Raw genomic sequence first — 19,445 nt, 5'->3', positions numbered from 1 at the left:
ATCGGATTAATTGCCAAATAAATGATTCACCCTTTGCAAAAGGGCATCCAGTTCTTCAGGTTCAGCGCCAAGTTCCTGCATTTTCGTCAACATCTCATTGAATAATGAAAATTTCTCTTCACTGGCGAAGTCAATTGAACGCGCGTCAAACGGTACTTTTTCAATCTCTACGCCTGCTTGCGCACATAGCTCGAGTGCATACTCACTATTACGATAATCTTCGGCATATTTAATGCGTTCTATACCTGCCTGAATCAATGCTTTACTACACTGCAAACACGGGAAGTGCGTGACATAAATGGTCGCCTTCGCAACTGGTATGCCATATTTAGCACATTGTAGTAATGCATTCATTTCTGAGTGTATCGTTCGAACGCAATGATTGTCCACGACATAACAGCCGTGTTCAATACAATGATCTCCACCCGATATCGAACCATTGTAGCCGCCAGCAATAATGCGTTGGTCTCGTACCAAAATGGACCCTACCGAGAGTCGCGTACATGTGCTGCGCATCGCCAGCAAATGACTTTGCGCCATGAAGAACTGATCCCAAGTAATTCGCTCCATACGGTTGCCTCCATCAGTTAAGAATTATATGTGGTTCTAATTTTTCAAATGTCTTGTCACCAATACCTGACACGTTTTTAATCTCGTCCAATTGCGAAAAAGCTCCATGCTCTTCACGGTATTGGACAATCGCCATAGCTTTTGCTGGGCCTATGCCAGGAAGTGTCTGAAAATCATTTTCATTCGCAGTATTGATATTTACTTTTGAAGTGGAACTGTCAGAAGATGATGACGCTGAAGCCGGTTGCTCATATACCGGTGGCTCTTCTCCTGCGACCGGTACATAGACGACAGATTCATCCTGCAGTCTTTGCGCATGATTCAACAACCTAGTGTCAGCGGCCTCTGTGTAGCCTCCTGCTTTGTCGATTGCATCAAGTAATCGATCACCATCTTGCATCGAATAAAGGCCAGGATGTTTCACTGCGCCTTTAACGTCCACTAGAATTGCAACCGTAATAGCTTCCGCGACCAATTCGACAGGCGCTTCCACTTCTTTATTTTGTTCAGCAGTTTCAATTGGTTCAAATAGGGATTGTCCATGTTCTTCGGAAAGTTGATCCGGTTGTTCTTGGGGAAAGAACAAAACAGTGGAAAGTACAGCGAACGCTGCAATAGGAATGATCAATGTACGCCATTTTTCGGTAAAGAATGAACGGATAAGCAACAATCCTTTCTTTCAGCACCGTATGGAGTCTCATTAACTATACCCGATTCCGAAATACTATGGTAGTCCTATTTTCGAACTTGGAAGAATATTCTTTCGCTTTCTTCCTCAGGTGCTTCATCTTCCCAGTCTGCAAAAATTCGTTCAATCTGAAATCCAACTTCTTCAAGCATTTGAACATATTCCGGGATTGCAAACGATCGTTGCATATGTACTTCGTCAAAACGTTGATAGGAATTATCTTGCTGTTTTACGAAAAATGCCAACTCGGAATAAATTGAATGATTCTCTTCTCCCGGGCTCGTTTGCCAAATATATGCAATACGTTGATTATCAAAAACAAAAGGTCCTTCAAGGAAGATCTCATCCATTTTGTATAATGAATGCACATCAAAGAGCAACACGCCACCCGTAGCAAGCGCTCCATAAATCCGGCGGAATGTTTCTATGACGCCTTGTTGCTTTATTACATAGTTCAATGAATCGATTGAGATGATCGCAGCATCAAATGTATCTTCTACATCCAGTTGCTGCATAGGTTGCTCGATAAACTGAATATCTAGAGAAAGTGACTGTGCACGATGCGAAGCAACCTCGAGCATATCTGAAGAAAGGTCAATACCAGTGACATGCGCCCCTTTTTTCGCAAGCATCGCAGAAAGCAAGCCAGTTCCACAACCTATATCTAATACTTTTTTCCCTGAAACGCCAGCAGACGCCAAATCGAGTAACTCGACATAGGCGTCATACGGGATATCATTCATTAGTTCGTCATAAATAGATGCGAACGCTGAATAGGAAGAACTCATATTTCTTCCTCAACGTTTAGTAACTGTGCGTCTCCCCATAGCTTTTCCAAGTTATAGAATCCGCGTTCGTCTCTGTGGAATACATGGACGACTACGTCTAGAAGATCGACTAAAATCCAACGACCCGCGTCAAACCCTTCCAAACGTTTCACTGTGTATCCTTCTTTAGAAGCCGCATCCGCTACTTCGCGCGCGATGGCTTGCACTTGTCTTTCAGAGTTAGCATGACAAATGATGAATTGATCAGCAATTAGTGAGATGCCCTCCATGTTTAATACTACGATGTCTTCTGCTTTCTTACTATCTACTGCTTCATAAGCTAATTCTAATAATGTTGGCATATTTCACTGTTCCTTTCTTCTACGTACATGTTCATTATAGCAATCAAATGAATGTGGAAAAATGACTGCGTATCGCTGAACTAAAAATTTAAATGTATGTTGAATGCATTCTGTCATTTGATCTTCCAGTGGTTCTCCGTTAATACGTTGGCGCAACTCTTCGATACCCGGAAACTTTCTTCCTGGTTCGATTAAATCAGCGATATAGATTACTTTCTCTAACTCGCCCATTTCTGCACGGCCCGTCGTATGAAAACGGATAGCTTGCAAGATATCTTGATCTTCTACTCCATAACGATCTTTCGCGAGCATCGCTCCAACTGGCGCATGCCATAATTCGGAGTGATACTGTGCATAGAGCTCATACTCTTCGTCACGTTTTAGTAATTCGAGTAATTCATCTTTATCCATAAACTTGGCGTAATCATGAAATAGGCCAGCAATTTCAGCCTTTTCCACCGACACACCCACTTCCTCAGCTAATTTCTTCGCTGTTTCCGTGACTCTCAGTACGTGTTCATAACGCGCTTTGGGTAAGCGTTGTTCTAGGTCATTTCGAACTTGTTGAAGATCCATATAATCTCTCCTCTCGAATGTAAGCTTCGACAGCCGGGGGAATCAAAAGTTGCACGGTTCCACCTTCTACAAAACGCTGGCGGATCAATGTGGATGACAAATCAAGTTGTGGTGTTTCTACTAATTGTACCGGGATTGCAGAAGCGTTATCGGCACCTGGACGTTTGACACCGATAAACGTAACGATATCGAGTAAATCCTCAATCCGGTACCATGTCGGTAACTGATCGATCATATCTCCGCCAATAATGAAATGAAAATGTACACCTGCTTCATCTTGTATTAATTGCGACATCGTATCATATGTAAAGGATACTCCGCCCCGCTCAATTTCAAACGATGATGCACGCAAGCCGTCCACTTCATCTACCGCCAGTTTCACCATTTGCAGGCGTTGCTCTGCTGTCGCGTCACCTGTCGCAATCTTATGCGGAGGGACTGCAGCGGGCATTAACCATACTTCATCTAACTGTAGTGCATAACGCACTTCATTGGCGATCAATAAATGTCCAGTGTGTGGCGGATTGAAAGTTCCGCCCAATATGCCGATTCGTTTCATCTGATTCTCCTTACGGTAATTGTATACGTTTTTTCTCTGTCGATTCTCTGTATAAAACAATTATGTTACCGATGACTTGGACTACGTGAATGCCTTTATACGCGCCAATCTTTTCAGCAATTTCCTTTTTATCTTCGTCACAATTTTGAAGAACGCTCACTTTAAGTAGTTCACGTGCTTCAAGTGCTTCGTCGATTTGCACGAGGATTGCGTCAGTTAAACCGCTTTTCCCTATTTGGAATAGTGCATCCAAATGATGTGCTTCGCTGCGTAAAAATCTTTTTTGTTTACCTGTTAACATGTTTACCCGCCAACTTTCATTGTAATCATTTCGATCATCTTTTTTGTGTCAGGATAGACTCCTGTCCACTTTTCAAAAGCAAGAGCTCCTTGATGGACGAACATTCCAACACCATTCATCGTCTTGGCCCCTGCTTGTTTTGCTTGCTGTAAAAATTCCGTTTCAAGCGGATTGTAAATTATGTCCGCTACTACTGCACCATTTGCCACGTTCTTTGGATCGAGCGGTATTCCTTCTTGTGCAAAATTCATACCGACTGATGTGGTTTGTACTACAAGACTAAACTCACCGAGTCGATCTTCAGCGTCTTCAATAGAGAGCGCGTGACCATCATTCATATCTGTCGCCAGTTCTGCGGCTCTAGAAGCAGTCCGATTCGTGAAATAGAGAGGTCCATAGCCAGCTGACTGCAACGCAAAGGCGATGCCTCTAGCCGCGCCGCCAGCTCCAATAAGTAATACCGAGCCTTTCACTGAATCTGAAAACTCTTCCAACGATTTCACGAACCCCGCTCCGTCCGTATTGGCACCGATTAGTTTACCATCATCTGTTTGATAAACTGTGTTAACCGCATCCATGACCGTTGCTGATTCGTCCACTTCATCGAGGAAAGGAAGAATCGCCTGCTTGTGGGGTACCGTCACATTGAAGCCACTGCATCCAAGTGAACGCAAACTTCTTATTGTATTCTGCAAGCTTCCCGCTGTTGCATGAATCGGTATATACGTTGCGTCCAATGCGTTATCTTTAAACCACTGATCATGCATGTCCGGTGACATTGATTGCGCAATTGGATCACCTACTACCGCATACCATTTTTTCATCTGGTCTTTCCTCCTGCCCCTCTTAAATCAATGAAGGTCTGATTTCGACATTGACACCTTTTGGTGCATGTACAGCCACTGTAACATTCGCATGCTGAATCGTAATCCAGCCAAGCCCTGAAATCACTAAATCCGTCTTCGCTTCCTTAATTGAAAACTCATGACGTATAAGTGCCGGCAACTTCTCAAGTGATGCAGGTCCTGGTGGCGATAGCATGTCACCAAGATGGTTTTTGTACAATTCATCGGCATTTTCCAACTTCGTCCGGTGAACTGGCAAACCATTTGCTGCATAAATGTTGAAAGAAGAGCGACCACCTTGAATGAAGTCAAAACGGGCAAGTCCGCCGATGAATAATGTTTGTTCAGCATTCAGCTGATAAACTTTCGGTTTTAGCTCTTTCTTCGGAGTAATCAACTTCAAATCATGAGGATCCAAGTGATGGGCCATTTGATGATCGTTGATAATCCCTGGTGTATCCATTAGCATTTTACCGTCGTCTAATGGAATTTCCACTACATCAAGAGTTGTCCCTGGGAAGTACGATGTCGTAATCACATCTTCCATACCGGTCGCATCTTTAATGATTCGATTAATAAAAGTAGATTTCCCTACATTCGTACAGCCGACTACGTAGACGTCCTTACCCTTACGGTATTTCTCAATCGCGTCAAGCGCTTCACTCATACCGTTACCTTTTACAGCGGACACGAGTAATACATCGATTGGTTTCAAACCTAGCTTTGCAGCTTCCGTCTTCATCCAATTTTTCACTCGCTGCGGATTAATCGCTTTCGGCAGGATATCTGCCTTGTTCCCAATTAATAAAATATCTTTCTTGCCTACAAAGCGATGCAGACCATTGATCCAACTACCGTTGAAATCAAAAATATCCACGACTTTCACGATCAAGCCTTGTTTTTCACCGATTCCATTTAAAATCGCTAAAAAATCGTCTCCTGATAAGGATACCGGCTGTAATTCGTTATAGTTTCGTAATTTAAAACAGCGTTGGCAAATGACATCTTCTTTTTCTAATGAAGCTGGCGGCGCATAGCCTTCCATTGTCTTATCCGTCGTTTGGATCGTAATACCGCATCCAATACACTTGATCAATTCCAAATTTAGTCCTCCCACGTAAGTAATCCTTTTCTTTTAAACCTTGCCATAATGCGTCGTTCAATCGCACGGTTGAACTTCGTAATCGTCGCATCGGAACTTGCTACAGGGACGACTAATATCGTCTGCAGCCCCACACGATTCGCACCCAAGACATCCGTTAACAATTGATCGCCAATCATGACGACTTCCTTTTTGGGCAAGCCTAATGTAGCAAGTGCCTGATAAAATGACTTTTTCATCGGCTTGCGTGCTTCGCAAATATACGGGATGCCTAATGGATCACAAAAGTGACTGACGCGTTCTATATGGTTATTGGAAACAACTGTAATTTGCAAACCAGCATCGCGCATGGACTTGAACCACGCCATAATATCTTGCGTAGCATCCGCACGATCCCATTCAACGAGTGTGTTATCTAAATCTGTAATGATACCCTTAATACCATTCTCAAGAAGGTCTTCTGGTTTAATCAAAAACACGGATTTTACATAAGCACTCGGTAAAAAATGATTTAACACATTATCCTCTCCGCCCTACAACAAATTCTTGTCTGATTATAACATAGTTGTATGGCCTGCACGCACAACTATGTCTGATTTTATCGCTTTTCTTGTCAGTGATAGACCATCCGTCGTTTGCATAGAGTAAACTACTAATAATCGGAGGTGGTCACATGAGCGGTTTTTTCCTGGCCGTCATGCAATTATGGTTAGAGATCCCCGCGCTAATCGGTTATATCCGAGGGCAAGCTTTCCTTCGTCCGTTGTCCAAGAAAGAAGAGGCAGAGTGCCTGAGACGATTAGCAGAAGGTGATCTAAGTGCGCGTGATGAACTTATTGAACACAATATGCGTTTAGTTGCCCATATCGTCAAGAAGTTCCAGCCAAAGCACGAACTACTTGATGATTATATTTCCATAGGAGCGATTGGTCTGATGAAAGCCGTCAACAGTTTTACGCCAGATCGTAAAACCAAACTCGCGACGTATGCTGCACGCTGTATTGAAAATGAAATCCTTATGTATTTACGAACTCAGAAAAAGGTACAAAAAGATGTCTCCCTCTACGAACCAATTGGCATGGATAAAGATGGCCAATCCCTAGAAATCGCAGACCTCCTTCAAACAAATGACATACCTCCACAAACAACCGTAGAACAAAACGAACAAAAAGAGCGTCTCTACCGACATTTGGATAAGCTCGATTCACGCGAGTTGGAAATCATTCAAAGACGTTACGGCTTGTTGGATGATCAGCCGATGACACAAAAAGAAATTGCCGAGCAACTGAATATTTCCAGGAGTTATGTTTCACGTATCGAGAAACGTGCAATTGTCAAATTATATCAATCGTTTAAGCATGAATACCAATAATACAAAAAGCGCTTCCGATCGTGCAACAGAGGGCCACAGCCCCCGCACACCGGAAACGCTTTGTTTCTTTTCTCAGTCAGCCTTAACCTCGCGTAAAATAATTGCTGCCAATAGTGCTGTGACGATAAATACTCCACCCATTAAGAATTCCATTGAATGTCCCTCCTCTCAACCAAACGAACTGCTAATCTGTCTACTAAGACATTTTATCATAGAACGATCAAAGTTTCGAGATGACGCGCAAAACAATCTGTGACGAGTGTTTGGCTGCCAGTGGTAAAAATTCATCAAAACTGACTGTCGATTCCTTACCGGCTATATCAGATAGTGCGCGGATAACAACACATCGCGTGTTAAACTGATAACAGACTTGCGCGACGGCCGCCGCTTCCATTTCTACAGCGATTACGCGCGGGAATCTTTTTTTAACTTGCAGGACTTTTTCAGGATCATCCATGAAAGTATCAGCTGATGCGATAGTTCCTACAGCATGTTCATATGTATCTAACTCAATTACAGCTTCTCTAGCAAAATCGATCAGTTTAGAATCTGAAGGAAAGCTTGCAGGAAGTTGAGGAACTTGGCCTAGCTCGTAGCCGAATGCAGTGACATCGACATCATGATGCAGGACATAGTCAGATATTACAATCGTTCCTACTTCGAGCTCTGGATTAGTTCCACCTGCAGAACCTGTATTCAAGACTACGTCAGGTTTGTAGTTTTGCAAGAGGATCGTTGTTGCCATGGCAGCGTTTACTTTTCCGATGCCACTTTTCGTTACAATCACTTGATGCTTGCCTACTTTGCCTTCAATAAACTCACAATTTCCCACGGTTGTGATTTTCCCAAGACCAATTTCTCTGCGTAATATTTCGACTTCTTCCTCCATGGCACCTACGATTGCTATTTTCATTTATGCCTTCTCCCCTTTTCACTTACTAGAATGTGCTGCCCAATAAGCAGCACATCGGTAGGTTAATTCACTTACTTCAAAACTTCCATTTTGACAGGTTTCCAGCCTTGGCCGTCCACCCACTCAAGATATACTTTGAATTTTTTGGAATTGTCTTTACTTCTCACAATACCTTCTGACTTTTGAGGACTGCCGCCATTCTGAATCCGATCAAAATACAATTGATCTTCAGACATGCCAGTTGCATAGGATATGGCTTTCTTTTTCTCATACCAGTCATCGGACTGACCATCATACTTTGAAACGTGCTCGCCTGATTGTTTTGTTCCAACGGGTTTCCAGTCAGGATTTACAACTACATTCTTACCAGAATCCGATGAAGTTTCTTTCTTTGGCTTGTCCTCTTTTGGTGGTTGTTTTTTCGCTTCCTCTACTTTAGGCGCTTCTACTACTGGCGCTTCCGGTTCTTCAACCACTTCATTTACCACTTCGTTATTTTCTTCAGGAGCTTGAACTTCTGGTTCATCTGCTTCTTCCGGCTCCGCGTCTTCTTTTTCAGGCTTGTCCGCCTCGTCCTCATCGTCTAAAACGATAGGTTCCATTGGGGCTGTATCTGATTGCGTAGATTGTTCAGGCTTGTCAATTGCCACTTCTTTTTTATCGTCATCACCAGTGAGAAAGATGATGGCAACAACCGCAATAAGAAAAATCACAACGCCTATTGAAATATTCAATACTCTATTCACTTTGCTCGCTTTACTGCCTTGTTTTCTTGACGTTCTTGAATACTTCGGATCTTGATCTGCCATTTCAGACATCTCCTTTACTATGAAATGAATTAAAATTACAATACCGTCTTCTGCTAGTGAGAAGACGGTACGCGTGTCACTTTATCTCGAGTATTTCTACTGACATTTCACCGCCGGGAGTCTGGATCTTTACTTTTTCATCTATTTTCCGACCAATTAATGCTTTCGCAATTGGCGAGTCGTTCGAGATCATACCTTCTAATGGATTGGCTTCAGCAGAACCAACGATCGTGTACGTCTCTTTATCACCATCAGGAATTTCTTTAAAAGTAACTGTCTTGCCTAATTGCACTTCATCATTGTTCAATTCATCTTCAGTAATAATGACCGCATTACGAATCATTCCTTCAATAGAAGAGATCTTACCTTCGACAAATGCCTGATCTTCTTTCGCTGAATCGTACTCGGAGTTTTCCGATAAATCACCATAGCTTCGTGCAATTTTAATGCGTTCTACTACTTCCACACGTTTAACCGTTTTCAATTGTTCTAGTTCGTCTTCTAACTTTGCTTTACCTGCAGCTGTCATTGGAAATTTCTTTTCTGAAACCATGTACTAACACTCCTCATATGTCTGTTCATAAAAAATACTATGTCGCACAAACTTCAATTATGTGACATAGCGGAACTATTTTAGTTTTAACTATACTTTTTTCCGTTCCTAATTCTAAACTGGACGAAAAAAAGCCCTTGCTTGTCTTGCATGCATCCTATTTATACTATACAAACACTGTCAGATGCTGAATTAATTTAAAATTATGTCATCATCATATTATACTTCGTCAACAGAAGCAAGAATTGTTTTTATCTTCGTTACCATCAAATCGATTGCGACCGCATTCTCGCCGCCTTCAGGAATGATTATATTAGCATACTTTTTTGTCGGTTCAATAAATTGATTATGCATCGGACGCACAACCGTAACGTATTGCTCGACGACAGAATCTACTGTACGTCCACGATCATGAATATCCCGTAAAATCCGACGAATAATACGTATATCAGAATCCGTATCAACAAATAGCTTGATATCCATAAGATCTCGCAATCGTTCATCTTCCAACACCAAGATACCTTCAAGAATGATGACATCTTGTGAATCTACAGTTACTTTTTCAGCTGAACGAGTATGCAATGTGTAATCATATGTCGGCTTTTCGATTGCTTGCCTATTGATCAACTGGTGGATATGCTGAATTAGTAGGTCAGTATCGAATGCTAATGGGTGATCATAATTCGTTTTTAATCTTTCTTCAAGTGCTAAATGCGATTGGTCTTTATAGTAATCATCTTGTTCAATGACGACGACAGAATGACCTTGAAATACTTCATGTATCTTTTTGGTGACACTAGTCTTACCGGAACCAGAACCACCGGTAATACCAATTACGACAGGTTTTTTCTTCACAGTGATTCCCCTTTGTTTCCTACTGTTTATTACTTTTTCACAGCTATTAAGATGCCGTCACCTATAGGTACTAGAGACGTTTCATAGTGATTGTTCTGCATTGCCCAGCTCGTGAATTGTTGCAAATTTCGGATCATTGTCCGGTTGCGTTTTGGTATGTCTCCATCTTCCAACAGCACCATACCATGCATAAACATATTATCACAATAGATAACACCTGCGGGACCGACGAACGGGCTATATTTGTCGAAAAACTTTCGATATTGCCCTTTGGCTGCGTCAATGAACAGTGTGTCAAATGGTTCTTGTGGTAACTTGGCCTCATCTAACTCGAGTGCGTCATCATGAATGATTATAATACGCTCTTGCAGTCCACTGCGCTCAATATGCTCGACCGCTTTCTCATACCGCTCTGTATCGCGCTCAATCGTATAAATGACAGCATCAGGAAAAGCTTTCGCCAATCGAATAGCCGAATAGCCGATCGCGCTTCCGATTTCAAGAATACGTTTCGGCTGCTGGATTTGCAGCAGCCCGATTAATGTATATAAGCCTGTATCATCCATGATTGGCACACGATGCTCTGCGGCATAGTGCTCCATTTCCAGGATGAGCGGCTCTTTTACTTCCGCAAAGCGGCTAATATACGCATTGTAGTCCGTCATATCTAGTTCCCCTTTACGACGTATTATTTATGTTGGCTGTCGATATACTTTGCTTTATTCTTTAAATGGTCTTCATATGTTTTAGCAAAGTGATTCTTGCCATTTTTATCTGCCAGGAAGAACAAGTATCCCGTATTGGATGGTTCTACTGTCGCCTGGAGCGAAGCAGTTCCGGCATTCGCAATGGGTCCTGGCGGCAATCCTTTATTCTTATACGTATTATAGACATTATCCACTTTCAGGTCCTCATTCATGACGCGGGCTTTATGTTCTCCTAATGCATATAAAACGGTTGGATCTGTCTGTAACGGCATCCCTTGCTCAATACGATTATTGAAGACGCTCGCAATCGTTTCGCGATCCGTTTGACCAGTTGCTTCTTTTTCTAACAGCGAGGCAAACGTTAGCATTTTATGCACTGAACGGTTTTTGCCTTCCTCAGCCCAATACGCTTTATACGGTATCACGTTCTGTACGGTGGCATCCACCATCGTATCGACCACTTCTTTCACTGTAGGCTTTTCCTCAAAGAACGGATAAGTAGCAGGGAATAGATAACCTTCAAGTGCATAACGTATATTCTCATTCAGAATTTCTTTTGTTATGACTTCTGGATATTTTTCCATATATCCTTGAATGACTTGTTCATTCGTTACATACTCCATAAACTGCTCTTTAGTAATCGTCGTCTTTTTGCTTGTTCTTTCTGCAATTTGATCTATCGTTAACCCTTCCGGAATCGTAAGTGTAAATGCCGGTGTGCGGTAGACTACACCTGTTTTCAGACTCTTAATCAATTCATCTGGTGTCATAGACTGTGTTAATCCATACGTTCCAGCTTGAAAATCTGCTTCATTGTTTACTTTTGCATAGTATTTAAAGATCCGAGCATTTTTAATAATCCCCGACTCTTCCAGTTTTTCTGAAATCATATCCAAACCTGAACCTATCGGAATTTCTACTTCAACAATTTTTTCCGAATCCGGATCCACAGGCTGTAGCGCACTTTTTATGTATGTATAGACCGAAAAACCTCCAACTATCCCTACAACCAATACGACTGCCACAATCCAAAGTACTATTTTTCTAACGGTTCTCACTTCTTCCTTCTGTTCTAACATACGTTTAAACATGACATCTTTTTTTCTCTGGGGCTCTTTATCCACAAGCCTCACCTCTTCTTCCGCTATAGATAAATCCATTAAAAAAGACGGAACGGTCAGCACCATTCCGCCCGTCACATGATATTATCGCTTACTCGTCTTCTTCTTCCAGGAATGTGTTCAATACTTCTTCGATCATATCCCATTCTTCATCAGATTCGATTTCAAGAAGTGATCCGCCATCTTGTCCTTCTTCAGTTGGAATGAAAGCAGATGCGTGGATTTCAACTTCCTCGTCATCGTCTCTCTCTTCGCCATCTAAAACATGATAAAGTACATATGATCTTTCATATTCTTTTGAATCAAATGTTAAAATTACCTCACATACGTGTTCTTCGCCGTTCTCATCTACGATTGTCATTGTTTCTTGTCCGTGTTCCATTGTTTAATCACCTCTAGTTTTTTTGTGAATCCAAATAACCTTGTAAAATCATGACAGCTGCCATTTTATCTATGACCGATTTACGTTTTTTACGACTGACATCCGCTTCAATTAAGACGCGTTCAGCAGCCATAGTAGTTAATCGTTCATCCCATAAAACGACAGGTAAACCGAATTTTTCGCGTAATTTCTCCGCATATTGTTCGGATGCTTCTCCACGGGGCCCAATCGTATTATTCATATTCTTAGGATACCCGACGACAAACTCCGTCACTTCGTATTCTTCTGTCAATTGTTTGACACGTTTCATCCCGAAAGAACCTACCGCTTCATCAATTTTTATAGTTTCGATTCCTTGGGCTGTCCAACCGAGGCTATCGCTTATCGCAACACCAACGGTCTTCGTGCCGACATCCAATCCCATAGTTCTCATTCTGTTTTACCTCTATTTTCTCGGATATAGAACTTAACTAATTCTTCAAGAATTTCGTCCCGTTCCAATTTCCGAATCAGACTACGCGCATCTTCATGGCGTGGAATGTAGGCTGGATCACCAGAAAGTAAGTAACCAACCATCTGGTTAATTGGATTGTAACCTTTTTCTTCTAATGATTTGTAAACGTGGAGCATGACTGTTTTGACTTCTTCCTCCATTGATTCTTCAGGAAAGTTAAACTTCATCGTTTCATCGGACGAATTCATACTCGACACCCCGCTTTCCGATTTCCATTTATGTCTATAACGATCTACCGTCAAAATATACATAGTAAATAGATTTGTGGATAAACCACCGTTCAAATTTGTTCTAGTCTGGCTCTTTCCTATAGGCATGTACTTTATTCACCCGAATGGAAATTAACTAGTTACATGTATCTACATTTTATGATTCATCGCTCTACATAATGGTTAAACAGATTTTACATAATCATACACGGATTGAAGCGCATCATCAAGTTTTGACGCATCTTTCGCCCCGGCCATCGCCATGTCCGGACGTCCGCCGCCTTTTCCGCCACAAAGTGACGCAACATGATTGACGATTTTACCCGCGTGGTAGTTACCGCCTTTTAAATCATCGGTAACGCCAGCGGCCAGCATAACTTTCCCATCCGTTACTGTACCAAGTACAATGACGCCTTTGGAAGTTTTTTGTTTCATTTCATCAATTAATTGACGTAAACCGTTATTGTCTTTCACTTCTACATTTGCAGAAATGACTGTAATATCTTCGATCTGCTGAGCTGTTTCCAGGACACTTGCCAATTGGCTGTTGCCCATCCTCGCTTGCAGTGATTCATTTTCACGTTGAAGTTCTTTAAAGTCAGCAAGAATCGACTCGACTTTTGTGATGACTGTTTTCGGTGTAGCTTTAGCAGTTGCTGCTACTTGATCGATGACCGCTTGATCTTCTTTAAATGAACGGAATGCTTGTCCACCTGTGAAAGCCTCAATACGTCGTGTGCCTGCTCCAATACCGCCTTCAGAAACGATTTTGAATACGTTGATGTCAGACGTGTTACGAACATGACATCCTCCACATAGCTCAACTGAGTAGTCACCGACTTTGACAACACGAACAATGTCGCCATATTTTTCACCGAACAATGCCATCGCACCCATTTCTTTTGCTTCTGCTATCGGTGAAATGATTGTATTGACAGGAATACCTGCCCAAATTTGTTCATTGACCTGGAATTCGATACGCTCGAGTTCTTCTTTTGTGACTTGTCCAAAATGGGAGAAGTCAAAACGAAGACGATCCGGACCAACATATGAACCTGCTTGATTGACATGTTCACCGAGAACATCTTTCAATGCGCGGTGCAATAAGTGTGTAGCCGTATGGTTCTTGACTGTTAGATTGCGTGAGAACTCGTCCACTTTTGCGCTAACGGATACGCCTTCATTCAATTCACCTGAACTGATGAAGACCGTATGTAAGTTTTGTCCATTAGGCGCTTTTTTGACGTCGCGAACTTCCGCTGTGAACGATTCGTTTGAGATCGTACCTTTATCAGCCACTTGACCGCCACTTTCTGCATAGAACGGAGTCTGATCCAAAATGATTTGTACTGTTTCTCCTTCAGATGCATGTGCGATACGTTGACCATCTTGAATAAGGACACTGACGATTGCAGTTGTTTCTAGTCCGCCATAGCCAATGAATTCGCTCGCTTCATGTACTTCACCAAGAATACCGGATTGAACATGCATGGAGTCCGATGTTGCGCGCGCAGCACGTGCACGATTTCGTTGTGCAGCCATTTCTTCGTCAAACCCGATACGATCGACTGCCACATCTTCTTCGAGAGCGAATTCCTCTGTTAGTTCAAACGGGAATCCGTATGTGTCATAGAGTTTGAACGCATCGCTGCCTGAAACGATTGGCAAGCCTGAAGCTTTTGCCTTTTCAATGATCGTCGTAAGAATCGCCATACCATCATGCAAGGTTTCGTGGAAACGATCTTCTTCGTTTTTCACGACTTTCATAATGAAGGCTTGTTTATCATGAACTTCAGGGTAGAAGTCTTTCATGATATCCCCAACAATTGGCACTAGCATGTACATAAATGGCTTATCAACGCCTAATTGTTTCGCGAAACGAACTGCTCTTCTTAATAGACGACGCAGAACATAGCCACGGCCTTCATTGGAAGGAAGTGCTCCGTCTCCAATAGCGAATGCTACTGTGCGAATATGATCCGAAATTACTTTAAACGCTATGTCTGCTTGAGTCGTTTCTCCGTACTTTCTGCCTGAAACATTTTCTACCGCTTCAATGATCGGTAAGAACAAGTCCGTATCGAAGTTCGTAGGCACGTCTTGGATAACTGATGCCATACGCTCAAGACCCATACCTGTATCAATGTTTTTCTTCGGAAGCGGTGTATACGTGTGATCAGGATTGTGATTGAACTCAGAGAATACTAAGTTCCAGATTTCCAAATAGCGTTCGTTTTCTCCACCTGGATATAATTCAGGATCTGAGAAATCGTCACCGTAACTTGGTCCGCGATCGTAGAAGATTTCGGAGTTAGGGCCACTTGGACCTTCCCCTATATCCCAGAAGTTCCCTTCGAGACGAATAATACGTTCTACCGGAATACCAATCTGATCTTTCCAGATTGCGTACGCTTCTTCATCTTCCGGATGGATGGTAACTGACAAGCGTTCCGGATCAAAACCGATCCATTGTTCATTTGTCAGGAAATCCCACGCACGAATAATGGCTTCTTCTTTGAAATAATCACCAATAGAAAAGTTGCCGAGCATTTCAAAGAACGTATGATGACGTGCTGTATAGCCGACATTCTCAATATCGTTTGTGCGGATCGATTTTTGTGCATTAGCAATCCGCGGGTTTTCAGGAATTACTCGTCCATCAAAGTATTTCTTCAATGTAGCAACTCCACTGTTGATCCATAGCAGTGATGCGTCATCAACTGGCACTAATGCAGCTGATGGTTCTACATTATGCCCGTACTCTTGAAAATAGTCTAAAAACATTTGGCGAATTTCAGATGCCGTAAGTTTTCTCATCGTTTTGCTCCTCCTAAAATTAAAAAAACTCCACCCCTTGTATAAAGGGGCGAAGGTTTCATTGATCGCGGTACCACCCTAATTACCGCATGACGCGGTATCTCGAGTTGCCTTAACGCGGCAAGACGGCAGGGATTAGCCTGCAACTTCGGAATAGCGTTCGCTGTAAATCTGAGAGAGCTTTTTCAGCCAAGAAGCTCTTTTCTATGACACAGAATAAACAGGTACTTGTTCCTTCAACGTTTTTCATTATTTCTAAACGAATTATAGGAAAGTTCTCTCGCTTTGTCAATCAGTCACTTCAAGAAAGTCGAATGGTGACACATTGTTCATACCAACAAGCGGATCGATTGCAGTAAAATTGTCCATTGTTAACTTCGCTTGCGACGTGTCTTGTGGTTCAACCGTCACTTTTGTCGGTGCTGTATCAAGTGAAATGGTTTCCGCCGTTTGTATGGTCTGAGCTTCTTGTGTTTCTCCCGTAATGCGTTCTTGTAGCGTCGTCTGTCGCTCTGTTTCGTCGGTGCGCGCAATACCCGCTTTAAATTCTTCTGCTTCACCGCACAGGATTAAGAAGTTCTTCGCACGCGTAATCCCTGTATAAAGCAGATTACGACGCAACATTTTCCGCTGACTTCTGACGATTGGCATGACGACAATCGGAAATTCACTACCTTGGGATTTATGGATCGAACAACAATACGCAAGTGTCAGCTGATTCAAATCGCTTCTCTCATACTGCACTTCATTGCCGTCGTAAGAGACCACCATGATCGCTTTTTTGTCCGTGGTTTCTTTCGCTAACATAATGGCAACGACTTCCCCCATATCCCCGTTAAAGACGTTGCTTTCCGGTTGGTTGACGAGTTGCAGCACTTTATCTCCAATGCGATACGTCGTTTCACCGAAGACCATTTCTTTTCTACCCTCTGCAGGTGGATTCGTCACTTCTTGAATCATTTTATTCAAACCATCTATGCCTGCCGGACCTTTATACATCGGCGCTAGCACTTGGATGTCTTTAATGGAATGCCCTTTGGATGTGGCGTTTTGGATAATTTGTTTGACCGCAGGCAAAATTTGATCACTCGACGCTCTAATAAATGAGCGATCCGACGTCTTCTTCGTGACATCCATCGTCCATTCTTTTTGCTTGATCATATGGGCCATTTCGATGATTGTAGATCCTTCACTTTGTCGGAAAATATCGGTCAGTTCAACAACCGGAATTTTTCCTGACTGCATGAAATCATGTAACACTTGACCAGGTCCTACAGAAGGTAGTTGGTCTTGGTCTCCAACGAATAATAACTGCGCATCGTTGCGCACAGCTTTTAACAGCTGATGCATGAGCCACGTATCGACCATTGACGTTTCATCAATGATGATGAGATTGCCTTCTACTTCCCGTTCCGTCTCTTCTTCGGCGTCCTGACCCGTAAATCCGAGTAGACGATGGATCGTCATGGCAGGTAATCCAGTTGATTCGGACATCCGTTTCGCCGCGCGTCCGGTAGGGGCTGCTAAGATGATCGGAAACGGTTCTTTTTTTCGAGCATACTCTTCAATGTCGAGCGAGATACCATGCAGTTCTGCGTACGCCTCAACTAAACCTCTTATGACGGTGGTCTTGCCTGTCCCGGGTCCACCTGTTAGCACGAGCAATGAAGAATGAAGAGCTCGTTCGATCGCTTCGACTTGCGTTTCAGCATATTGCACTTCCAAACGTTCCTCTATTTCACCAATAGCTTTTCGTATTTCAGAAGCAGGAAATTGTTCCGCGACTTCATTTTCGAGAATTTTATTGACCTTAGCGGCAATACCAATTTCTGAAAAATAAAGAGAGGGTAAGTAGAGACGCTGCATTTCAGCAGACAGAGTGCCTTCTTCGACAAGTTCAATCACTGCTTGGGTGATCGAGTCGTACGAAATGATATGTGCCTGACTCGATTCAAGTAACTGCTTCGCTTGAGGTAAGATTATCTCCGACTCTACGTAGACATGTCCTGCTGACTGTACTTCACTATGTACGCTGTAATAAACAGCTGCCTTAATACGGGCAGGATGATCTCCTACGAGCCCGAGTTGCTTGGCGAGATCGTCTGCACGTTGAAAGCCAATTCCTTCAATTTCTTTAATTAAACGATATGGATTTTCCGTTAGAATCGTGATGGCCTCGTCCTGATACGCTTGATATATACGCATGGCTACTTGCGGACCGAAGCCCCATTCATTTAGCTGCACCATTGTACGCTCAAGACCTAGATTCTCCTGCAAGACTGAAACGAGCGTATCTTTCCGTTCGTCACTCAAACGCGGGATTTGGTCCAGGACACTGCGGTCTTCAAGAACTTTCTGGATGACGTTATTGCCGAGTGTCTTGACTATATCACTAGCTGTTTTCTTTCCGATTCCAGGAAATAAATCACCAGATAGGTACAGGATCAGACCCGCCTCTGTGGCAGGCAACTCTTTCGAGAACGTCTGCACATCGAACTGCTGTCCATGTACCGGATGGTTAACAAGTCGACCCGTAAATTTATAATCTTCTTCCGCGACTAAAGGAGGGAAAGACCCTTTGATCACTATTTCACTGTCGCGGTAATCGGTATTGGTGGAAGTGACTTTCAACTTGACGATGGAAAATAGATTCGTCGTATTATGGAAAATCGTCACGACCGGTCTGCCGATTAGATATGGTTCTGTTTCACTCATCGAAGGCTTCCCTCCTTTTTTTGCTGATGTATTACTCGCCTTGTTCTCCAAGCTTGATCATATCGAATAAATAACGCGCCTGTGTATGGTCAGGTTCTGCAGTGAAAGCTTGTTCTAAGTGTGACAGTGCACTTGCTTTGTCTTCCGTTGACACTGCATACAAAACACCCAAATTATAATGGCTATCCGCATGATCCGGAGCTACCGCCAAAATGGATTCAAATACAGGCTTCGCCTCTTTAAATAGCTCGAGCTTAGCTAGTAAAATTCCATAGGATAATGCAATTTCCTGATCATCAGAATTTAATTCAACGGCACGCTGCAAATAGGGCAAAGCCAAACGGTCATTACCTGCTTGTTCCATACTTTTACCGAGCATGAAATAAGCATCGGCAGAGTCTAATCCTGTATTGATCGCTTTTTCATATAATTTTGCTGCCTCTTCAAAGCGCTCTTGATTGTAATACAGATTTGCCAGTCCGTAAAAAGCCGTTCCTGCATTTTCGTCAAGCGTCAACGCTTTTTGGAAAAATGGTTCCGCCTGCTCAGCATCTCCAAGTGATGCAAAAATGTTTCCGATATTAATATAGCCTGTAGGCTCTTCCGGGTTTTCCTCTACTGCTTTCATGAAAAGCTCAATCGCTTTCTCATAATTGCCTTCTTGCATTTCTTTAATCGCATCTTGATGAATCGACATGCTGATGCCTC

At 42.7% G+C, this 19,445-nt stretch carries 23 protein-coding genes and 1 other annotated feature; of the genes, 1 reads left to right on the top strand and 22 read right to left on the bottom strand.

What is annotated here, in order from left to right; all coding sequences use genetic code 11:
• Window positions 1-6 precede the first annotated feature (6 nt).
• The 10 genes from CSV72_RS01625 to CSV72_RS01580 all read right to left on the bottom strand — a co-directional run bounded on the left by CSV72_RS01625 (window position 7) and on the right by CSV72_RS01580 (window position 6,288).
• A complete protein-coding gene (locus CSV72_RS01625) occupies window positions 7-570 on the bottom strand; it encodes a ComE operon protein 2 (protein ID WP_099676821.1) in 564 nt (187 codons plus the stop codon).
• Between the two features lie 13 nt (window positions 571-583).
• Entirely contained in the window at window positions 584-1,237 is a 654-nt protein-coding gene (locus tag CSV72_RS01620) for a helix-hairpin-helix domain-containing protein (RefSeq protein ID WP_233191042.1), read from the bottom strand.
• A gap of 68 nt (window positions 1,238-1,305) precedes the next feature.
• Window positions 1,306-2,046, bottom strand: a complete 741-nt coding sequence (locus tag CSV72_RS01615; RefSeq protein ID WP_099676820.1) for a class I SAM-dependent DNA methyltransferase — start codon at window positions 2,044-2,046, stop codon at window positions 1,306-1,308.
• Complete coding sequence (gene rsfS / locus CSV72_RS01610; protein ID WP_099634184.1) at window positions 2,043-2,387, bottom strand: ribosome silencing factor; 345 nt, start codon at window positions 2,385-2,387, stop codon at window positions 2,043-2,045. The genes CSV72_RS01615 and rsfS overlap by 4 nt, the downstream gene beginning before the upstream one ends.
• A gap of 3 nt (window positions 2,388-2,390) precedes the next feature.
• The gene (yqeK, locus tag CSV72_RS01605; protein ID WP_099676819.1) at window positions 2,391-2,963 is read right to left on the bottom strand and encodes a bis(5'-nucleosyl)-tetraphosphatase (symmetrical) YqeK; all 573 of its coding nucleotides are present in this window, start codon (window positions 2,961-2,963) and stop codon (window positions 2,391-2,393) included.
• A complete protein-coding gene (locus CSV72_RS01600) occupies window positions 2,938-3,522 on the bottom strand; it encodes a nicotinate-nucleotide adenylyltransferase (RefSeq protein ID WP_099676818.1) in 585 nt (194 codons plus the stop codon). The genes yqeK and CSV72_RS01600 overlap by 26 nt, the downstream gene beginning before the upstream one ends.
• 10 nt (window positions 3,523-3,532) lie before the next feature.
• Window positions 3,533-3,823 (bottom strand): ribosome assembly RNA-binding protein YhbY, encoded by a 291-nt coding sequence (yhbY, locus tag CSV72_RS01595; RefSeq protein WP_099634187.1) that lies wholly within the window; start codon window positions 3,821-3,823, stop codon window positions 3,533-3,535.
• Window positions 3,824-3,825: 2 nt separating this feature from the next.
• Window positions 3,826-4,647 (bottom strand): shikimate dehydrogenase, encoded by an 822-nt coding sequence (aroE, locus tag CSV72_RS01590; RefSeq protein ID WP_099676817.1) that lies wholly within the window; start codon window positions 4,645-4,647, stop codon window positions 3,826-3,828.
• A gap of 22 nt (window positions 4,648-4,669) precedes the next feature.
• Window positions 4,670-5,770, bottom strand: coding sequence for a ribosome biogenesis GTPase YqeH (yqeH, locus tag CSV72_RS01585; protein WP_199168478.1), 1,101 nt, complete (start codon window positions 5,768-5,770; stop codon window positions 4,670-4,672).
• A 2-nt stretch (window positions 5,771-5,772) separates the two neighbouring features.
• Window positions 5,773-6,288 carry a YqeG family HAD IIIA-type phosphatase gene (locus CSV72_RS01580; RefSeq protein ID WP_099676816.1) on the bottom strand — a complete coding sequence of 172 codons (516 nt, stop codon included), beginning with the start codon at window positions 6,286-6,288 and terminating at the stop codon, window positions 5,773-5,775.
• Window positions 6,289-6,443: 155 nt separating this feature from the next.
• Between CSV72_RS01580 and sigK the strand changes: the two genes are divergently transcribed.
• The gene (sigK, locus tag CSV72_RS01575) at window positions 6,444-7,142 is read left to right on the top strand and encodes an RNA polymerase sporulation sigma factor SigK (RefSeq protein WP_099676815.1); all 699 of its coding nucleotides are present in this window, start codon (window positions 6,444-6,446) and stop codon (window positions 7,140-7,142) included.
• A gap of 220 nt (window positions 7,143-7,362) precedes the next feature.
• Here sigK and mtnN read toward each other — a convergent pair whose 3' ends face one another.
• The 12 genes from mtnN to CSV72_RS01515 form a co-directional block, all read right to left on the bottom strand.
• The gene (gene mtnN / locus CSV72_RS01570; protein WP_099634192.1) at window positions 7,363-8,055 is read right to left on the bottom strand and encodes a 5'-methylthioadenosine/S-adenosylhomocysteine nucleosidase; all 693 of its coding nucleotides are present in this window, start codon (window positions 8,053-8,055) and stop codon (window positions 7,363-7,365) included.
• Between the two features lie 71 nt (window positions 8,056-8,126).
• Window positions 8,127-8,864: a DUF1510 family protein gene (locus CSV72_RS01565; RefSeq protein WP_158232111.1), complete on the bottom strand. Its 738-nt coding sequence runs from the start codon at window positions 8,862-8,864 to the stop codon at window positions 8,127-8,129.
• 76 nt (window positions 8,865-8,940) lie between these two features.
• Entirely contained in the window at window positions 8,941-9,417 is a 477-nt protein-coding gene (greA, locus tag CSV72_RS01560; RefSeq protein ID WP_099676813.1) for a transcription elongation factor GreA, read from the bottom strand.
• A gap of 219 nt (window positions 9,418-9,636) precedes the next feature.
• Complete coding sequence (gene udk, locus CSV72_RS01555) at window positions 9,637-10,278, bottom strand: uridine kinase (RefSeq protein ID WP_158233024.1); 642 nt, start codon at window positions 10,276-10,278, stop codon at window positions 9,637-9,639.
• 23 nt (window positions 10,279-10,301) lie between these two features.
• A complete protein-coding gene (locus tag CSV72_RS01550) occupies window positions 10,302-10,937 on the bottom strand; it encodes an O-methyltransferase (RefSeq protein WP_099676812.1) in 636 nt (211 codons plus the stop codon).
• A gap of 23 nt (window positions 10,938-10,960) precedes the next feature.
• A complete protein-coding gene (gene mltG, locus CSV72_RS01545; RefSeq protein WP_099677117.1) occupies window positions 10,961-12,139 on the bottom strand; it encodes an endolytic transglycosylase MltG in 1,179 nt (392 codons plus the stop codon).
• 52 nt (window positions 12,140-12,191) lie between these two features.
• On the bottom strand, window positions 12,192-12,482 hold the full coding sequence (locus CSV72_RS01540; RefSeq protein WP_099634197.1) for a DUF1292 domain-containing protein: 291 nt from the start codon (window positions 12,480-12,482) through the stop codon (window positions 12,192-12,194).
• A 13-nt stretch (window positions 12,483-12,495) separates the two neighbouring features.
• The gene (ruvX, locus tag CSV72_RS01535) at window positions 12,496-12,915 is read right to left on the bottom strand and encodes a Holliday junction resolvase RuvX (protein ID WP_099661417.1); all 420 of its coding nucleotides are present in this window, start codon (window positions 12,913-12,915) and stop codon (window positions 12,496-12,498) included.
• Window positions 12,912-13,184: an IreB family regulatory phosphoprotein gene (locus CSV72_RS01530; protein ID WP_029054646.1), complete on the bottom strand. Its 273-nt coding sequence runs from the start codon at window positions 13,182-13,184 to the stop codon at window positions 12,912-12,914. The genes ruvX and CSV72_RS01530 overlap by 4 nt, the downstream gene beginning before the upstream one ends.
• 204 nt (window positions 13,185-13,388) lie before the next feature.
• The gene (gene alaS / locus CSV72_RS01525) at window positions 13,389-16,022 is read right to left on the bottom strand and encodes an alanine--tRNA ligase (protein ID WP_099676811.1); all 2,634 of its coding nucleotides are present in this window, start codon (window positions 16,020-16,022) and stop codon (window positions 13,389-13,391) included.
• Window positions 16,023-16,064: 42 nt separating this feature from the next.
• Window positions 16,065-16,271: a binding site (T-box leader), on the bottom strand.
• Between the two features lie 39 nt (window positions 16,272-16,310).
• Window positions 16,311-18,737 carry an SF1B family DNA helicase RecD2 gene (gene recD2, locus CSV72_RS01520; protein ID WP_099676810.1) on the bottom strand — a complete coding sequence of 809 codons (2,427 nt, stop codon included), beginning with the start codon at window positions 18,735-18,737 and terminating at the stop codon, window positions 16,311-16,313.
• A gap of 31 nt (window positions 18,738-18,768) precedes the next feature.
• On the bottom strand, window positions 18,769-19,434 hold the full coding sequence (locus tag CSV72_RS01515; RefSeq protein WP_099676809.1) for a tetratricopeptide repeat protein: 666 nt from the start codon (window positions 19,432-19,434) through the stop codon (window positions 18,769-18,771).
• Window positions 19,435-19,445 lie beyond the last annotated feature (11 nt).

The organism is Sporosarcina sp. P20a (assembly GCF_002743175.1).
GTDB lineage: Bacteria > Bacillota > Bacilli > Bacillales_A > Planococcaceae > Sporosarcina.
Note: the sequence above shows the minus strand (reverse complement) of the source record. Positions and strands in the feature narration are given on the sequence as shown.

What these genes read in the sequence shown, in the direction of transcription:
- CSV72_RS01625 (WP_099676821.1), bottom strand. Translation starts at nt 570, where the DNA reads ATGGAGCGAATTACTTGGGATCAGTTCTTCATGGCGCAAAGTCATTTG.
- mtnN (WP_099634192.1), bottom strand. Translation starts at nt 8,055, where the DNA reads ATGAAAATAGCAATCGTAGGTGCCATGGAGGAAGAAGTCGAAATATTA.
- CSV72_RS01600 (WP_099676818.1), bottom strand. Translation starts at nt 3,522, where the DNA reads ATGAAACGAATCGGCATATTGGGCGGAACTTTCAATCCGCCACACACT.
- yhbY (WP_099634187.1), bottom strand. Translation starts at nt 3,823, where the DNA reads ATGTTAACAGGTAAACAAAAAAGATTTTTACGCAGCGAAGCACATCAT.
- recD2 (WP_099676810.1), bottom strand. Translation starts at nt 18,737, where the DNA reads ATGAGTGAAACAGAACCATATCTAATCGGCAGACCGGTCGTGACGATT.
- sigK (WP_099676815.1), top strand. Translation starts at nt 6,444, where the DNA reads ATGAGCGGTTTTTTCCTGGCCGTCATGCAATTATGGTTAGAGATCCCC.
- alaS (WP_099676811.1), bottom strand. Translation starts at nt 16,022, where the DNA reads ATGAGAAAACTTACGGCATCTGAAATTCGCCAAATGTTTTTAGACTAT.
- rsfS (WP_099634184.1), bottom strand. Translation starts at nt 2,387, where the DNA reads ATGCCAACATTATTAGAATTAGCTTATGAAGCAGTAGATAGTAAGAAA.
- CSV72_RS01550 (WP_099676812.1), bottom strand. Translation starts at nt 10,937, where the DNA reads ATGACGGACTACAATGCGTATATTAGCCGCTTTGCGGAAGTAAAAGAG.
- CSV72_RS01530 (WP_029054646.1), bottom strand. Translation starts at nt 13,184, where the DNA reads ATGAATTCGTCCGATGAAACGATGAAGTTTAACTTTCCTGAAGAATCA.
- yqeK (WP_099676819.1), bottom strand. Translation starts at nt 2,963, where the DNA reads ATGGATCTTCAACAAGTTCGAAATGACCTAGAACAACGCTTACCCAAA.
- CSV72_RS01515 (WP_099676809.1), bottom strand. Translation starts at nt 19,434, where the DNA reads ATGTCGATTCATCAAGATGCGATTAAAGAAATGCAAGAAGGCAATTAT.
- CSV72_RS01565 (WP_158232111.1), bottom strand. Translation starts at nt 8,864, where the DNA reads ATGGCAGATCAAGATCCGAAGTATTCAAGAACGTCAAGAAAACAAGGC.
- mltG (WP_099677117.1), bottom strand. Translation starts at nt 12,139, where the DNA reads ATGGATTTATCTATAGCGGAAGAAGAGGTGAGGCTTGTGGATAAAGAG.
- CSV72_RS01540 (WP_099634197.1), bottom strand. Translation starts at nt 12,482, where the DNA reads ATGGAACACGGACAAGAAACAATGACAATCGTAGATGAGAACGGCGAA.
- ruvX (WP_099661417.1), bottom strand. Translation starts at nt 12,915, where the DNA reads ATGAGAACTATGGGATTGGATGTCGGCACGAAGACCGTTGGTGTTGCG.
- greA (WP_099676813.1), bottom strand. Translation starts at nt 9,417, where the DNA reads ATGGTTTCAGAAAAGAAATTTCCAATGACAGCTGCAGGTAAAGCAAAG.
- aroE (WP_099676817.1), bottom strand. Translation starts at nt 4,647, where the DNA reads ATGAAAAAATGGTATGCGGTAGTAGGTGATCCAATTGCGCAATCAATG.
- CSV72_RS01615 (WP_099676820.1), bottom strand. Translation starts at nt 2,046, where the DNA reads ATGAGTTCTTCCTATTCAGCGTTCGCATCTATTTATGACGAACTAATG.